General features: G+C 49.0%; 13 protein-coding genes. All 13 read right to left on the reverse strand.

The window, feature by feature from the left end:
* Positions 1 to 11 precede the first annotated feature (11 nt).
* Positions 12 to 2,873, reverse strand: coding sequence for an alpha-mannosidase (locus tag ACESLK_RS16585; protein WP_373230710.1), 2,862 nt, complete (start codon positions 2,871 to 2,873; stop codon positions 12 to 14).
* Positions 2,873 to 4,240, reverse strand: a complete 1,368-nt coding sequence (locus ACESLK_RS16590; RefSeq protein WP_373230711.1) for a family 4 glycosyl hydrolase — start codon at positions 4,238 to 4,240, stop codon at positions 2,873 to 2,875. Before ACESLK_RS16590 ends, ACESLK_RS16585 begins: the two co-directional genes overlap by 1 nt.
* The gene (locus ACESLK_RS16595; RefSeq protein ID WP_373230712.1) at positions 4,237 to 5,193 is read right to left on the reverse strand and encodes a carbohydrate kinase family protein; all 957 of its coding nucleotides are present in this window, start codon (positions 5,191 to 5,193) and stop codon (positions 4,237 to 4,239) included. The genes ACESLK_RS16590 and ACESLK_RS16595 overlap by 4 nt, the downstream gene beginning before the upstream one ends.
* 45 nt (positions 5,194 to 5,238) lie before the next feature.
* Positions 5,239 to 6,246 (reverse strand): LacI family DNA-binding transcriptional regulator, encoded by a 1,008-nt coding sequence (locus ACESLK_RS16600; protein ID WP_373230713.1) that lies wholly within the window; start codon positions 6,244 to 6,246, stop codon positions 5,239 to 5,241.
* A gap of 80 nt (positions 6,247 to 6,326) precedes the next feature.
* Positions 6,327 to 7,238 (reverse strand): CehA/McbA family metallohydrolase, encoded by a 912-nt coding sequence (locus ACESLK_RS16605; protein WP_373230714.1) that lies wholly within the window; start codon positions 7,236 to 7,238, stop codon positions 6,327 to 6,329.
* A 26-nt stretch (positions 7,239 to 7,264) separates the two neighbouring features.
* Positions 7,265 to 8,173 (reverse strand): carbohydrate ABC transporter permease, encoded by a 909-nt coding sequence (locus ACESLK_RS16610; RefSeq protein ID WP_373230716.1) that lies wholly within the window; start codon positions 8,171 to 8,173, stop codon positions 7,265 to 7,267.
* A 100-nt stretch (positions 8,174 to 8,273) separates the two neighbouring features.
* Positions 8,274 to 9,992: an extracellular solute-binding protein gene (locus tag ACESLK_RS16615; protein WP_373230718.1), complete on the reverse strand. Its 1,719-nt coding sequence runs from the start codon at positions 9,990 to 9,992 to the stop codon at positions 8,274 to 8,276.
* A gap of 106 nt (positions 9,993 to 10,098) precedes the next feature.
* A complete protein-coding gene (locus tag ACESLK_RS16620; protein WP_373230720.1) occupies positions 10,099 to 11,046 on the reverse strand; it encodes an ABC transporter permease in 948 nt (315 codons plus the stop codon).
* Positions 11,047 to 11,291: 245 nt separating this feature from the next.
* Positions 11,292 to 12,014: a glycerophosphodiester phosphodiesterase gene (locus ACESLK_RS16625; RefSeq protein WP_373230721.1), complete on the reverse strand. Its 723-nt coding sequence runs from the start codon at positions 12,012 to 12,014 to the stop codon at positions 11,292 to 11,294.
* Between the two features lie 76 nt (positions 12,015 to 12,090).
* Positions 12,091 to 12,819 (reverse strand): MgtC/SapB family protein, encoded by a 729-nt coding sequence (locus tag ACESLK_RS16630; RefSeq protein WP_373230723.1) that lies wholly within the window; start codon positions 12,817 to 12,819, stop codon positions 12,091 to 12,093.
* 145 nt (positions 12,820 to 12,964) lie between these two features.
* The gene (locus ACESLK_RS16635) at positions 12,965 to 14,047 is read right to left on the reverse strand and encodes a Gfo/Idh/MocA family protein (protein ID WP_373230724.1); all 1,083 of its coding nucleotides are present in this window, start codon (positions 14,045 to 14,047) and stop codon (positions 12,965 to 12,967) included.
* Positions 14,048 to 14,064: 17 nt separating this feature from the next.
* The gene (locus ACESLK_RS16640) at positions 14,065 to 15,075 is read right to left on the reverse strand and encodes a helix-turn-helix transcriptional regulator (RefSeq protein WP_373230725.1); all 1,011 of its coding nucleotides are present in this window, start codon (positions 15,073 to 15,075) and stop codon (positions 14,065 to 14,067) included.
* A complete protein-coding gene (locus ACESLK_RS16645; RefSeq protein ID WP_373230726.1) occupies positions 15,075 to 16,064 on the reverse strand; it encodes a Gfo/Idh/MocA family protein in 990 nt (329 codons plus the stop codon). Before ACESLK_RS16645 ends, ACESLK_RS16640 begins: the two co-directional genes overlap by 1 nt.
* Positions 16,065 to 16,115 lie beyond the last annotated feature (51 nt).

Below are 16,115 nucleotides of genomic sequence, written 5' to 3' on the forward strand. Positions count from 1 at the left end.
TGATAAGGCGGCTATTCGAACTCCACGCATAGACTTGCGACACTATTTGCCATTACCTCGAAGCGTACTCGGGATTCGTCAATGGAAACGGAAACGTCCCCGTCCGCAGCCGGACGTTCGAGCGTATCGACGAAATAAGCTTTGCTTACCTTGCGGAACAAGGTCAACGCCGCGGTTGTCGTCTTTCCTTCCGTTTCATACATCCGAATGATCCATCGTTTTGCGGTTTGATCGCCTTCCGGCATCTTGATCGCGGACAATGCGACAGTCCCTTCATCCAACCGGAAAAAGCTTTTTGTCGTCGGCCAATCCCCTTTACCCGCTGCCACGGAAATCGCCTGGAGCGGATGATGGTAATGGGAAGAATTTTCGATCAGAACTTGATTGCTCGTCGGATCAACCAAACAAACGCTTATGCGAAACCGATGGACTCCTGTGTCCGGGTAACGATCCGGACTGTAAGACCCTCGGAGCAAGGTTACCGAAAGTCCTTGGTCCACACCGCGGAATCCATATTTGCAATCCGTAATGAGCATAAGCGATTTACCTTGCGTACGGTCAGCAGTAACTCCAAGCGCCCAGCTGTTCGCAGGTACGTCTAAAGGAAGCGGCGAACGTTGAATCGTACCAAAGGCCGTATCGTATCGGTAGGTCTCGCTGTCATAACCGAAAGGCGCGTAAAACTGCAGCTGAGGCGTAAATTCCTTGTCTGTGCCGTATTCATGCCAATCGCATTCGACGTTGTAATCGAGCTTGTTGCTTCCCTGATCCAACGATACGGTTACCCGCAGTTTGGAGCTGCGGAATGAGCGGCTGAATGTGACCGACTGCCGAAGAAGGCTGGTGTCAATATCGCAGCTTTCGATTTTGAAGCCCTCCGAGAGCTCTTCTACTTTACGGTAACGGCCTACCAGCCATGCGTTGCCGCCGCCCTGAAAGGCGTCCTCCTCGATGAACCGGAATACGCCGGCGGGACGACTGCCGTCGATGAGCTGCGTTCCCGTCTCTTTATCGATCAGAGAGATGATGGCGAGCTTCCGCGGATCGAGAACCGCCTTTAACCGCTCGTTCTCCAGCACGAACGAATACTGTTCCACAGGCGACAGGTTCTGTCCGGTGAGATAGAAGTCGTTCGCCGCAAGGAAGGCCATGTCCCCGTCTTTTTCCGTCATCATATAAGTGCTGTAGCCCATGGACGGAACGTTCACCGGAAGCAGCACACGCAAGAAAAAGTGTCCCCAATGTTCGGCGAACCCGCGGTCAACGTATTGAAACGCCACCGTTTTTCCTTCATCGTCCTCGAATCCGATTCTCTGAACGTTTCCGTCCCAATCCCATATCGTGATCTCAACTAATTCGTTCCTAGCGGAAGACGCACTGTTGAACACGTGGAACACTCGTATTTTTCCGCGTCCGCGGTCGCTTTCACCCGTTCGGAACTGATGCAAGACGCCAACTCCGGCACCCGCCCCCTCCGAGAAGCTTTCATTGAAGCGTTCGCCTTGAATCGCATAACGGGAAGTGTCGATCCGCGCCGCGAGACTGCGCATGGCTGCGCTTCGCTTGCTGTTCGCCATGGCGGATACTTCTTGGAACGCTCCGAGCGCGTGGTCACGGGTTTCCGGTATTCCAGTCCCCGGCAATATATCGTGAAATTGATTAAACAGCGTCTTCCTCCAAGCTTCTTCCAATGGTTGGCCATAATACTTGGTATTAGCCCACAAGGCGGAAACGCTGGACAACGCTTCGGCTTCATACAGCAAGTTCTCTGACACCCGGTTCGCTAGCTTCAGACGCGCTTCCGAGCTGTAGCAGCCCGTGAAAATAAAGTTCAGCTCGTTCTGTACAATCGGCAGCCGATCGGCGATTTGCTCCGTCAACGCGAAATACTCTGCGTACTTACCGAAGCGAATCGTCGGGAAAATCGGCCACTCTCTCATATCGAGCACGCGTTCTATGTCGCGCCGCGTTGGTCCTCCGCCATGATCGCCTACCCCATACACCTTCATCATTGTATTCAAGCCTGTTTGCCGGCAAAACTCCGGAACAGTAAGCACCATTTCCGTTTCGATGCGGGAATCATACCAATGCGGCTCTTTGTATGCGATGACAGAGCGGCCGGAAGGGGCCATCCAACGATAAAGGTGATGACCCTCATTGTTATGACCGCGGCAATAGTAATAATATTTGATGCCCGCGTGATGCAGCGTCTCGGGCACATTAAGGCCATGACCGAACGTGTCCGGTTCGAAATCGATTTGCAGGTCATCCGGCGTAAGTCCGAACAAACGCCCTAGATAGTTTTTGGCATACAAAAATTGCCGTACCATGCTCTCGCCGTTCGGCATATTTTTGTCTGCTTCCACCCAGGTCGAAGCGGTCACTTCCCATCGTCCCTCCTGGACGCGTGCTTTGATTTCTTCCAGCATTTCGGGGTCGTAGGTTTCAACAATGTGATAGGCAGCAGCTTGGGAATGGGAGAAGCGGAAATCGGAATACTCCTGCAGCAAATCCAGCATCGTCCGGAACGTGTTAAGCGTTGCCGATACCGTCTCATCCCAACCCCACAGGAAGTTCATATCTAAATGGGCGTGAGCGGCGCAGATTAATTGGTAGGACTTCGCTGCAGTTGCCATTTCCGATAGCAGCGCCTCTGCTTCGCGAGCCGCTTGCTCTCCGATGGTGCCTTCCCGCTCTAGCGTATCCTGCAGAAAACTCACCACCGAACCGATAAGTGCGTCAAACTGCGCTTCCTGTACCCGAGAAACCCGGTTCGCGTACTCCAATTGCGCTGCGATGCGCCTGCCCCAATAGCCTTCGGGCACGCTGGTTTTCAGCTTAACCAGCTTCGCGTACAGCTCCTCGGAGCGCATTATTTCCACTCTCCCAAAATTGGCTGATAAGCTCGCAGATAATCGCGTACCAGCTGTTTGGCGATCGAGTAGGAACAGACTAGCGGATGCGCCGTTAGCGCTTCTACCGCCAGTTCGATAGATTTGTTCTGAACCGCCTCGACCGTCAGTCTTTCAAACCGTTTCACATTTCTCATCAGCAAATACATCGCTTCGGGCACTTCGCCGATCGCAACCGGCTTCGCGCCTTCGGCTGTGATGCTGCACGAAATTTCCACCACATCGTCGTCGTGAAAGCCCGCGATGCTTCCTTGGTTCGGAACGGAGAGCACGATGTTATGCTCAGCTCCGGTTTGCAGCGAATCGACGAAATCTAACATGACACCCGCATAACCGAGGGAATTCGGCAATTGCAGCTCTTCCGCCGGAGGTATAGGCTTCGGCTGACCGTTCGTTTCGATCGCCATATAAGAGGCTTCCCTTTTTTGCGTATAATAAAGATAAGTCTGGAGCGCCTTCTGCGGCTGGTTCTCGATGTCGATGGATTTGAGTATTTCCAGCATCTCTTTGTTGTTTTGCGCGATCATCTGGCCCCGGGTCATGCCCGCTTTGACAATGTTGGCCATCGCTTGTTCCCGGTGATAGTAGTAATATAAGTATTCGTTCGGCAAAAAGGGGAGTGAATGCAGCAAATCTGCGTCGAACATTTTGAATTCATCGACACGGGTCGTAAAGGAAGCGTCTTTTTTCAATTTATCCAATATATTTTCGCCTTGGTAGATAACTTTACTCATCCAGGACAAGTGATTAAGTCCGAAGAACTCGACATACAGCTCGCCAGGCTCAACGCCGAGCGCCTCGGCCATGCGAAGCTTAGTGTGGCTAGGCGTGTCGCAAATACCGATCACTCGGTCATACCCCGCGCTGCGCAACGCTTGCGTGACCAGGCCAGACGGATTGGAGAAATTGAAAATCCACGCGTCCGGAGCAACCTCCTTGGCCAGCTTGCAATAGTCCATCAGCACGGGAATCGTGCGAAGCGCCATGGAAAATCCGGCTGGACCCGTCGTTTCCTGGCCGATAACGCCATGATTCAGTGCGATTTGCTCATCGGTATATCGCGATTGTTCTTTGCCGGTCCGGATGGTCGTTACGATGTATTTCGCATCTTTCAGCGCGGTGCGCGCCTCCGTGGATGTCTCCAGTTCCATCCGGATACCGCTTTGCGCGATGACGACCCGGCACAATCGGCTTATCACATCGAGCTGCTCGGGATCGGTGTCGAGCAGTACAAGCTTGGTTATCCCTGCCTGCTCAGCCTTTAAGGTCAGGCTTTTGGTGAACAGAACAGCCCGGACACCTCCACCTCCGATTAACGTCAGTTTCATTTCGCTACCTCCCAATTATCCATTGTAGATCCGATTCGGCCGTCGATGAACTTTTCGAGCAATTGTATGTTCGTCGTCCCCGTACTACCGCCGTATTCGCTAACGGATAGCGCACCGCAGGCGTTGCCGTAAATCAAACATTCTTCTGGCTGTTTACCTGCCAAATAACCGTAAATATATCCGGCGTTAAAGGAATCACCCGCGCCGGTCGTATCAACAACTTGGACGGAGAAGCCCGAACGATACGCCTGACGGCCGTCTACCGCAACCACCGCGCCTTCGGAACCCAATTTGAGCACGATGTGGCTGCAATACTTGGCAAGAAAACGAATACTTTCCCCCGCAGTGGAACAACCGGTGTAGTGCCGCGCTTCCGCTTCGTTCATGAAAAAAACGTCAACTTCATTCATTAAATCGAAAATGCCCTGATACCATTCACCTGTATCGTCCCACCCTACATCAATAGAAGTGGTGACGCCGAGCGCTTTCAGCTTTTTCACGGTTTCTAGATACTCGGAATGATTCTGGCTTCCCCTGTAACCCGTTAAGTGAACATGGCGCCCTAATGCTACGCTGTTCATGTCCAACTGCTGCAGGCTGAGTTCGGCATTCGAACCCGTGTACGTAATAAAAGATCGATCGTTTTCTGGATTGATGGCTATGGAAATGCCAGTATTTCTCCTGCTCTTCCGAATATAACTGGTATCGATACCATAACGAGAAAATTGATCCCTCACAAACTGACCGAATCCGTCTTCTCCGAGTACTCCGTTAAAAGCGATCTTCAAACCGAGTTTGGCCAGCGCCAAGCTAAACAAAGCCGCGCCTCCGCCCACGTGGATGGTCATATTTTGAACGAGCACCTCTTGTCCGGGTGCCGGCAGTTCGTTGCAGCCCGCAACGACTAAATCAATGTTTGCGTCTCCAATCACGATGACATCGTAGTTTTTCAATGGTCCTCATCTCCGTTTGTTCCAAGTATGCGCTCTATATTTTTATTACTCCCTTTTTCTGCAGCTTTCACGAACAACCAGGCGATGCTCCAGGACAATATCACCCGTTGGAATACCCTTTTGGGAAATTTGTTTCATCAGCGCTCCCATTGTAATTCTACCCATTTCGTGTATAGGCTGCTCCATCGAGGTTAACGTTGGGCGGACCAGCTCCGTCAGCAAACTGCCGTCAAACCCCATAATGGAAATGTCCTCCGGAACCCGCAGGCTGTGATCCCTGATGCAGTTCATCGCTCCGAGCGCCATATCGTCGCTGACGGCAAAAACGGCCGTCGGCACCTGTTTGTTGCGCAGCATATCTTTCATCTGCTCATACCCGCTTCGGACTTTATAATCTCCGAATCGGATATTTTCATATACGATTTTAATAGAGTGGTCCGACAACGCGTTCCGGTAACCGCTGTAGCGGTTTTGTCCCGAAGTGATGTCTCGCATGTCGCCCCCTATGAAGCCGATTTCCTCATGGCCGAGCTCTATCAAATATTTCGTCGCATCATATGCTGCTTTGTAGTCGTCGATAATAACGGAAGTAAAATCCTGATCCATCGGTTTCACGCTGGAGAAAATAACAGGAATGTTCATCTTATGAATCAAAGTTCGGATTTCTTCATTTATTTTCTCATGCATGATGATAATGCCTTCGACCCGCATCTCCTGAAACACATTTAGATATTTAAATTCTTTATCGGTATCTTCGATGATGTTGCACACCAATAAATTGTAACCGTTCGAGCTTGCCGCTTCCTCAATACTGCTGAGAATCGTCGAATAGAAACTCGAAGTAAGATCGGGCACGATCACGCCGATGAGATTCGTTTTTTTGCGCACCAAGCTTCGTGCGATTTGACTCGGAGCGTAACCCAATTGTTCGATGGCTTGATTGACCTTGTTTTTGAGATCGTCTTTAACATATTTTTCGCCGTTCAGCACTCTGGATACGGTTGTAACCGAAACCCCTGCTGCCCGCGCTACATCTTTGATTTTTGGTTGCACATTTCTCACCCTTCAACGGAACTGCAGTCCGTGATAGTTTTCGACAGGGAACCAAGGAATTCCTGTTTTACTTGTAAACGTTACCTATGCTGTGCGGTTATTCCGTCCGTCTCAACGTATAACGGCTGGGAAAAAGCGGCATAACCGCCTTCCAGATATGCTTCAATCCGCACATATCCTTCGTCGCCTTTGCACTCGTATTGCACTTGCTTGATTCTGCCCGTTGTTTCCTGAAGCACCTTGCCGTCTTTACCGAACAACGTCACATATTTGTACATGGAATCGAGCAGCTTATTCGAACGAAGATCCACCGTAATCGTACGGCCTTCCGTACGAATCGCATCGAAACCATAACCCGTTGATACATAGAAACTGCCATTTTTGATCGATTCCACAATCGCTTCGCCGGTCTCCTCATTAGTCAGTACCATGTTCCAAGCCCGTTTCTCTTGTCCGTATACGTGCGAGTCGTCGTTGCCGAACCCCCACACTTTTCGTCCGGCCGACAGCAAAGCATCCCACTTGTCGAACGCTATATCATACTCCGGATTGCCGTCTCCGTTATAGATTTCTATTCCGAGATACCGTTCCATTTTCATCATATCTTCCAGCGTCCAGTAATTAGAGAAATAACGGTTCGGATGAACGAGAACGGCAAAACCTCCATTGGCAGCTGCCATGTCCGCCAACCGTTGATAGTTCTCGATCGTAAACTCGTTGCTGTAGTTGTCCATCATGGAAAGCGGCGGTTTTACGAGCAGCATGTGCGTTTGGCGACTGCTCACTTCGATCGCTTCGAACACCGTCTTGATGTTTCTTTCGCCCTCGTGTCTCGTTATTATATCGTGGTCGGATATTCCCAAGAAATCATATCCCGCGTACATTTTATAAACAGTTTCAAGCGGAAACCATCCGTCACTGTTAGAAGTATGATTATGAAAGCTTCCTCGCAGCCACACTCCCGCACGGTTGTAAGGATTTAAGATTTGCATCGCGACCCGTTCCTCTCCTAGCTGCTTTACTCTTTCATCGAACCGATCATAATTCCTTTGGCAAAATATCGTTGTACGAAAGGATAAATAATAATAATCGGAGCAACAACGACGATGATCGTTGCCATTTTAAGCGAGTTTCCCGTAATCTGGATTTTTTCAAGCAAATCGTATCTTATGCCGGCAGCCTGATTAAGCGTTTCCCGCATCGCTTCCGCGCTCGTCAGCATTTCTTGCAGCAACGTGGACAGCGGACGTAAATCTGCTTTACGAATGAAGAAGGCACCGGTGAACCAATCGTTCCAATGGCCAACGGCATTAAATAAACCAATAACAGCAATAACCGGTCGGCTTAGCGGCATGATAATGCGCATAAAGATCGAAAAATCGTTGTATCCGTCAATTCGCGCCGATTCTTCCAGACTCGGATGCATTTGTTGGAAAAATGTTCGCATAATGATTATGTTCCACGCGCTATATAAACTAGGAATGACATAAACCCAAATGTTATTTGTCAAATGAATCGATTTAAGCAGCATGTAATAAGGGATGATGCCCCCGCTGAACAGCATAGTGAAAAAAATGAACATCATAAAAAACTTGCCACCGGGGAGCGTCTTGCTCTTTAAAGCGTAGGCTGCCATCGCTGTCAGAAAAACGCTTGCGATCGTGCCTACAACCGTACGGAAGACAGAAATCCCGAATGCACTTGCGATGTTAGACGCTTCGAAAACTTTATTGAAGTTTTCCAAAGACCAAATTCTCGGCCAAAAGAAAATACCGCCTCTTTCCGCGTCTTTGCCGGGATTGAAGGCCAAAGCAAGAATGTTCAGAAAAGGAAGGATGATCGACAAACATAGCGCAATAATAAGCAAATAATTGACGATCTTGAACACTTTCTCGCCAACGCTAAGCTTATAAAATTCGTTCCCCACTAGCTTCCTCCTCCTTCATGATGGTAGGGCGGTTTATCCCAACACAGATAAAACCGCCCAACCGTCAATCATTCTTTTTTACTATTGCTCATTCGTTCTCTTATAGTTTTACTTGCGTTTTTGGATCGGCGTTTTTATCCGCAACGAGCTTCAAATAATCGTCCAATCCGGCTGACTTCAGTTGTTTCAAAGCACTATCCAAAATTTTCTTCGCTTCATCCTTGCTCTTGCTGTAGTAAGCGCGGATCAGGCTGTCGTTGTAGTTGTCGAGCGCTGCTTTAAGTTCCGTACTCCTATCGAACTCCCCGAGGAAAGAGGTCGGCGTGTAAGCGTCGATGACTTTAGCGTTTTTGCGCTTCTCGTCATAGTTCCAGTATTCGATAATCTTTTGAAAGCCTTGGTTTTCGGCTTTTTTCAATTTGTCGCCGTACTCCATTTCGCCGAAATCAGCCATAAAGTCGATGTCTGTGCTGCCGAGCAATTCGCCCCAGTAATTGCCCACGCCGGCAAATCCGAGCTTTTTCGCTTCGTTCGGGTCTTTCGTTTTCAGGTCGAGCACTTCTTGTTTCACTAGCGGGAAGCCGTCTGCGCCGAGCGTATAATCGCGCCCTTCCAAACCGTATTTCCATAGAAGCTTGCCTTCTTTGCTAGCGAGAAAGTCGGCGAATTTAACAATCTCTTCCGGTTTTTCCGTTGTGGCCGGAATGGCCCATGCGGAGTAACCGGATTTAAAGTTGACTTCCATTTGGTACGGGCCGTCAACCGCGTCGATCGGTCCTACCGGGATGTAGTGCATGTCTTGATTGTATTCTTGATAGTTGTGCGTATCCGCGATAATTGCCCACGAGCCGTTCAAAGCTCCCTCTGTAGCGCGGCTTTCATCAATTGTGAAGAACTCCGGATGAATAAGCTTTTCATTAATCAGCTTTTGAATATATTCCACTTTTTTCAGGGCAAATTCCGTTTCCGCTTCGTGCAGGATTTTTCCGTCCTTGGATTGTTTGATACGCTGATCGTCGGCGCCCCACTCCAGATCGTTAAACAAAGCTCCGACTTCTTTACCGCCCCAATAAGCAGGACCAATCGGGGTAACCGGATTCCCGTTGTTGTCTTTGAAATTGCCTTCTTTGATCTTTTTAGCTAAATCATACAGCTGTGCAGTCGATGTGATCGTGCGCGGATCTACTCCGAGCGAATCTGCGATGTCTTTACGGATGTATGGACCGCCTACGTATTTGCGGGTTTGATAACCGCCTTGACGATTGACATTCATGTGGACGAAGTAAGAGGAGCCGTTAAATTCCGGACGGAACATAACGCCGAACTTCGTATCCAGCGGCAAGAAGTCGTCTTGCAAGTATTTACTGTACTCTTTCGTGTCTTTCAGAAGCGGCGTGAGGTCCGTGAACATGCCTTCGCGTGCCGCCTTCAGCACAACCGGCATTTCCGGCCTGCCGCTGTTATTGAGGTAGAAAGCAACGAAATCCGGCAAGTCATTCGCCGCAATGCCTGCAATTAGACCATCGATGGAATGTTCGGCTTTCATGATTTCAATTTCGAAATCAATCCCCGTCTGCTCTTTGATTTTCGCTTTGATTTCCGCATTCATATCTTCCGTGTAGTCGTCCGTACCCATAAATACAAGTCCTTTGATCTTACGGTCCGCAATCCAAGTAGCCGGTTTTCCTTCTGGCGCAACCGAAGCCGCGCCGCTTGCGGCCGGTTCTGTGTTGTTGGCATTGTTTCCGTTGGAGCAACCCGCAATCAGCAGAGTCGCCATCAAAGGAATCGTAAAATACTTTGCCCATTTCTTGTTCATGCGTTTTCCCCTTTTCATCAATGGTTTTTATGAAATACGCCATGGAGGCGTCTCCCAACAGATGGATGATCGATCATACGGTTATGGTATCGATATCATGGAAACGTTACCATAAAGAAGTGTCAGAAACTTTACGTGAGATCCGATTCGCGAGAACGACCAGGATCAATCCAATTAATCCTTGGAGCATGCCCACGGCAGTCGCGTATCCATACTGACCGCCTTGCAAGCCAACGCGGATAATATAGGTGTCCAATATATCGGAAAGTTGCATGTTGCCCGGCGTTCGAAGCAAGTAAAGCTGGTCGAAACCGGCAGACAATATGCTGCCCAGCGATAAAATGAAGAGGATTACGATAGTCGGGGTGATGGACGGCAGCGTAATGTTCCAGACTTCCCGGAACTTGTTGGCTCCATCGATTTTCGCCGCTTCGTACATGTCAGGGTTAACTCCCGAAATCGCTGCCATATAAATGATCGAATCCCAGCCGATGGACTTCCACAGATGGCTTCCGAACATGATCTGGTAAAAGTATCCAGGTTCCATCATAAAGAAAGTGCTGCCATCTCCGCCCATATTGGAAATAACCTGATTCATCAAGCCGGTGTCCGGCGCGAGAATCCTTTGGAGCAATCCGACAACGACAACCCAAGATATGAAATGCGGCAAGTACAGCACGCTTTGCGAAACATTCTTGAACCATTTGGAGCGCACTTCGTTAAACATCAGCGCCAGAATAATCGGAAACGGCAAGTATAAGAACAATTTCATCCCGCTAATGATGAGCGTGTTTTTAATCAAATCCCTGCTTTGATACGAATTAAAAAAGGTTTTGAAGTATTCGAGCCCGACCCAGGGACTTCCCATTATGCCTTTGTTGAACTTGTATTCCTTAAAGGCCAACAACAAACCGCCCATTGGAATGTAAGCAAAAATGATAAAGAACAAAATACAAGGCAATAACATGAAGTACAAATAACGGTGCCGTAAAACGCTCTTCCATAAGGTGCTTTGAGGCTCGTTCATCTTCTGGGGTAAAGTTGATTGCTTCATAAGTCGGAAATCACCCTCTTTCCAGTTAAGATCTGATTACTGACGGCGACAGCAAGGAAGTGTGGTGCCTTTCAATATGGTATCGATACCATATTGACAAAACACCTCGTAAATTTCTAGCAAATCACCCTCTTTACGGAATAGTGAACGATTATCTTGAATTGATTATATTACTTAATAATTAATCCTACAAGACATGAATTGTTTGAATTGAGTAAATTTTCTGTAAAATTTGCGTCTGATTGCTATAGTTGCTTTGATGCACTTATAAGTTCCATAAGAATTTTCGGCGCTCGCGTTGTAATGGCATCTATACGCATCCCGAGAAACCTTTCCATAGTCGGCCGATCGTTAACGGTATAGACCCAAACCAACAAACCGGAATCATGTGCCCTATCGACTACTTCTTGACGGCAAGTTAATGCATTCATATTAAGCCCGACATAACCGCCTCGCCGCGCTTCCTGGCAAATAGACTCCGCAAATTCGTCGTATCTCTCTGAGTGGCGCGACGACAACTCAACCGGAGTATTCAGCATTACCTGAACATCAGGAAACCTCTCGGTCATCCCTTCAGAACACCCTGTTATGAAAACCCGTTTCAGTGCTTCGTATTGACGGATAAGTTTAACTGTCGGATCAATGGCATCTGCCGTTTTCAAATCCAAATTCAATTTCATACCGATCGGATCCGATACCCGCAGAACTTGTGCCAATGTCGCTATTTCATGTTCTTTGTAGGCTGGATCGAGCAGCGGCCGGACGTCCGGATTATTCAACTGTTCATAAGTGTGTGTAAGAAGATAAGGTGAATCGTCATGCAGCAGAATGGCCGTGCCCTCTTGGGTTACTCGCACATCGACTTCAACGATATCTGAGCCGAATTTAATGCCTTCTTGGAATGATGCCATCGTATTGTCTGGGTATATACCGCAGCCTGTATGGGCCGCGACCATCGTAATATTCAAGAGTGAACGCCCCCCAAGTCATATGTTTTTCGTAATAAGCGCGAAACTCGGTAAATCGATTATCATATCCGTATATTCACAGCACCTCTCCGATAGTTTCTACTCCCCTGACACCTTCAATAAAGGCTAGAGCAGCAATCGTTTCCTCATACCGCTGCGATTTCTTTATTTTCACGTGCATTCGAATAACCATTAATCGGTCGCTTTGGATATCATCTGCTCCATTATTTTCAACCACAAGCTTGTTAATTTGCAGGCCGCTTTCGGATAGGTGTGCCAATACATAGTTGAGGCCTGATGAGCTCTTTTCCATTTTTAGCAGGAGCTCGCGAACTTTTTTCGTTCTGGAAAACAGCTTCTCGAATTTGTTAAGCACAAACAAACTCATCACCACCAGGAAAGTCGCTATAAGTGCACCGTAGTAAAATCCTGCTCCTGCTGCGAGCCCAATTGCCGCAGATACCCATAATGAGGCAGCCGTCGTCAACCCGGATACGCCAAATCCCGTTCGCATGATAGTGCCTGCACCAAGGAACCCGACACCGCTGATCACTTGTGCAGCCAATCGTGCCGGGTCTAGGCGGACATTCGGTTCCGCAGCGAAATCGGAAAACCCATACATCGATAACAGGATAATGACCGCTGAGCCCAGGCAAACGAGAATATGGGTCCGAAATCCTGCGGAATGCCCGCCAAGTTCCCGTTCGAGCCCGATCAAACCACCCAGCGCTAAAGCCAACAACAGCCTTAGCGTCAGCTCCATTAAACTAATTTGCCAGACGTCCGGATTAAATATAAGTCCCATAGTGTTTCATCCTTCCCGTCAGCGGCCCAATATTAAAAAAAGGCTTAATCTAATATAAAATATATCAGATTAAGCGCTTAATTCAATTCCCGCGAAATGCACTTTGCTTTCACAACTGTTCTTTCATTTATTCCGAAATCCTACATTACCTTGGAAGTTCAATTGACACTTCCCGGCGCGATTCAGCCGAGCGCAGCACTCCGTCGATAATCGCTTGCTGAATCAGGATTTGTTCTCCCGGAATCGGAGCCGGTTTTCCATCCCGCACGGCTTCGGCAAAGTCTCTTACCTTCTCGTGAAATAGGTTCAGCTTATGCTCGACAAGCGGAATCGGAGTCTGCGTATGACCGCCGTACTCATCATGAAACAGCGTTATCGATCCAACCGCTCCATCCCAAACCCCTGACCAAGGTCCGGTTCCCGCAGGAGTTACCTTTAGCCCGGCATCTGTACCTAGGAACATAGTCGCCCCCAATGTATCCATATGCATCGCCCAAGAAATCTTGAACTGAAGGACGAGATCATTCTCGAAACGCACCATCGCGACACCGAAATCTTCAACCTCAAACTTGCTTGCTTCAGGGTGATAAAGAGAATTTCTTCCGAAATGGCTCGAAGTAAAAGCCGAAACCGTAAGCGGTCTTGGATAACCCATCGCATTAAGCGCCATATCTAGGGAGTAACAGCCGATGTCCGCCATTGCCCCGGCACCCGCTAGTTTTTTACTAATGAATGTCCCCCCGGGCATGCCCCGGCGCCTTCCGCCGCCTGTTTCTGCATAATAAACTTTGCCTAACCGCCCAGATTGGACGATCTCCTGAAGAAGCTTCATATTCGGATCATAGCGGGGCTGGAAACCAAGCGTTAGCATATTCCCCGTCTCCCGCGCGACTTGCGTCATCTCAAGCGCTTCCCCGAAGGTTACCGACATCGGCTTTTCCAGAAGAACCTGCTTGCCCGCACGCAAAGCATCGACGGTTGTGATATGGTGGGAGACGTTCGGGGTACAAATGCTTACCCCGTCGAGCTCTTGCTCGAGAAGTTTTTGATGTCCGTCATAAGCTGCTGCTCCAACAAGCTGTTCCGCTTCAACAAACTGACTGGCTTTGCCGGGAATAACATCCGCCACGGCTACGATCTCTACAAAAGGAAGCTTCTGATATGCCGATACGTGGGCTCTCGCAATTCCGCCGCTGCCGATAATTCCAATTCGTAAACTTTTGCTCATAGTTGATAGATTCCTCTCTAATTGGGTTTTAATCTGGCCCCTGCTTCGCCCTTATTCATCCGCCGGTAAACGGAGGGCGTCACTTCGTATTTGTGCTTGAATACGGGATATAAATAGTTCGGGTTCGCATACCCGTGATCAAGTGCAATCTCTTCAATCGGCCGATCGGTATGGAGCAGCTCCGAACAAATGCAAGTGAGGCGAACATGCTCCAAATAGTCGCGGAATGTGGTCTGGCCCTCACTGCGGAATATTCGTTGCAGCTGCCTGGGACTAACGTTGATGGTTTGCGCCACTTGCTCTAAGCTGATCGGCAATCCTTCATTATCTTGCACATATTTCGCGGCCATCTGATAGCGATGATAATTCATATCTCTTACCGGGATACCCGCTTTGCCGCCCAGATCGTCGAATACTCGTGCGGTCCGCTGTAAGATCTGAATAATGGCCTGTTTCATCAAAGTGTAAACCCCGATCGGCTGTTCTTCCCAAGTCCTGTAGGCTTCCAGGAAACAATTCATCGCATGATACCGATCCACGACAGGCACGGCAGGCAATCGGCCTAAAATAGCCATGCATGCCCGCGCATCTTCTGCCTCCAGCTCGTCCCCATAGCCATTGCTAACCTCTCGTTTTTCATGAGGGGCTTTGACGTCATCCAGAGGGATAATATCGCAGTGCAGGCATAGCTCATACATCGGATCATTTTGATCCGACTCTTGATAATGGACGACGTCGGGTCCTGTTACGTAGAATAAACCTTCGTGAAGATCAAACATCTGATCGACGAGAATAACCTTCCCTTTACCCTTCGGGATAAAATGAAACTCAAACTCCGAATGCTTATGAAAATTAACGATTTCACCAGGCTGAAATAAGGTCAGATGGCAACGAAGCACCCGAATTCCGAATGCCCCCCACCGGAACTGCAAATCCAATCGGTCCAGCGTGTCCCATTTGTTCGCCATCCGCGCATAGGGAAAAGGAGAGGGACTTCCGGACGGCTTACGATCGAGTCGTTTGCTCATCAGGCAAGCTCGTCGATACGTACTGGGCGCCCTTCCGCTGCCGAAAGGCTGGACGCTTCCATGAGCTTGGTTAAATCAACCGCCATAGCGACATTGTCAGCAGCTTCCGTTCCGTTAATAATATGCTCCACCCACTGGTCAAACGCCGATGGGAGATCCTCTTCTACCTCGAGTACTTCCCATTCCTGACCCCGGCTGTTGCTCCGTATTACCGGCTTTTTCTCATCTGGAAATCCGCATAACAATGTACCTTCCGTGCCATGCAGCTCAATGGAGAAAGGCGAGTGGCTGTTGACGAAACCCGCTTCAACAATGCCCAAAGCCCCCTCCGGATAACGAAGAACCGCAACTGCATTATCTTCTACTTCTTTTCCGGTCACATAACCGAAATTGGCGTTGACGCTCTCCGGCATGCCGAGAAACAACCGGACCAAGTACATCGGGTGACACCCCAAGTCAATTAATGCGCCGCCGCCGCACTGTTCTTTGGAATAGAAATGAGAAGGAAGCCAGTCCTTTACTGCCCCGTTATGGGACAATCGGACTCGTGCCATCGTCAGCTTACCAAGATCACCTTCTTTGATAACCCTCTCTACGACACGTGTCGTTCCGTGATAGAGACGCGGCAGCGAAACCCCGAACTTCACGCCCGCTTCTTGAATTGCGGATAGGATCTCTTGGACCTCTCTATTTGTCGGTGCAATTACTTTTTCCGTGAAAATATGCTTGCCTGCACGAGCCGCCTTCATCATGACCTCATGATGAATATTCGTCGGAGCATCCACGATGACAGCATCGATATCATCTCTAGCTAACATTTCATCAAGTGCAGCATAATAAGGCACATCGTATTTCGCCGCTTTCTCCGTCCCTCGCTCAGACAATTCATCCCATATCGCGACTATTTCCGTATGGGGATTCGCAATCGCCTGACGGGTATAATCTTCTGCATGCACGTGCCAATAGCTAATTTTGCCTATCCGAATCATATGTGCGCCTCCTTGGCTCTTTCACTCAAAATACACGACAATACATACAGA

The organism is Cohnella sp. (assembly GCF_041640265.1).
GTDB lineage: Bacteria > Bacillota > Bacilli > Paenibacillales > Paenibacillaceae > Cohnella.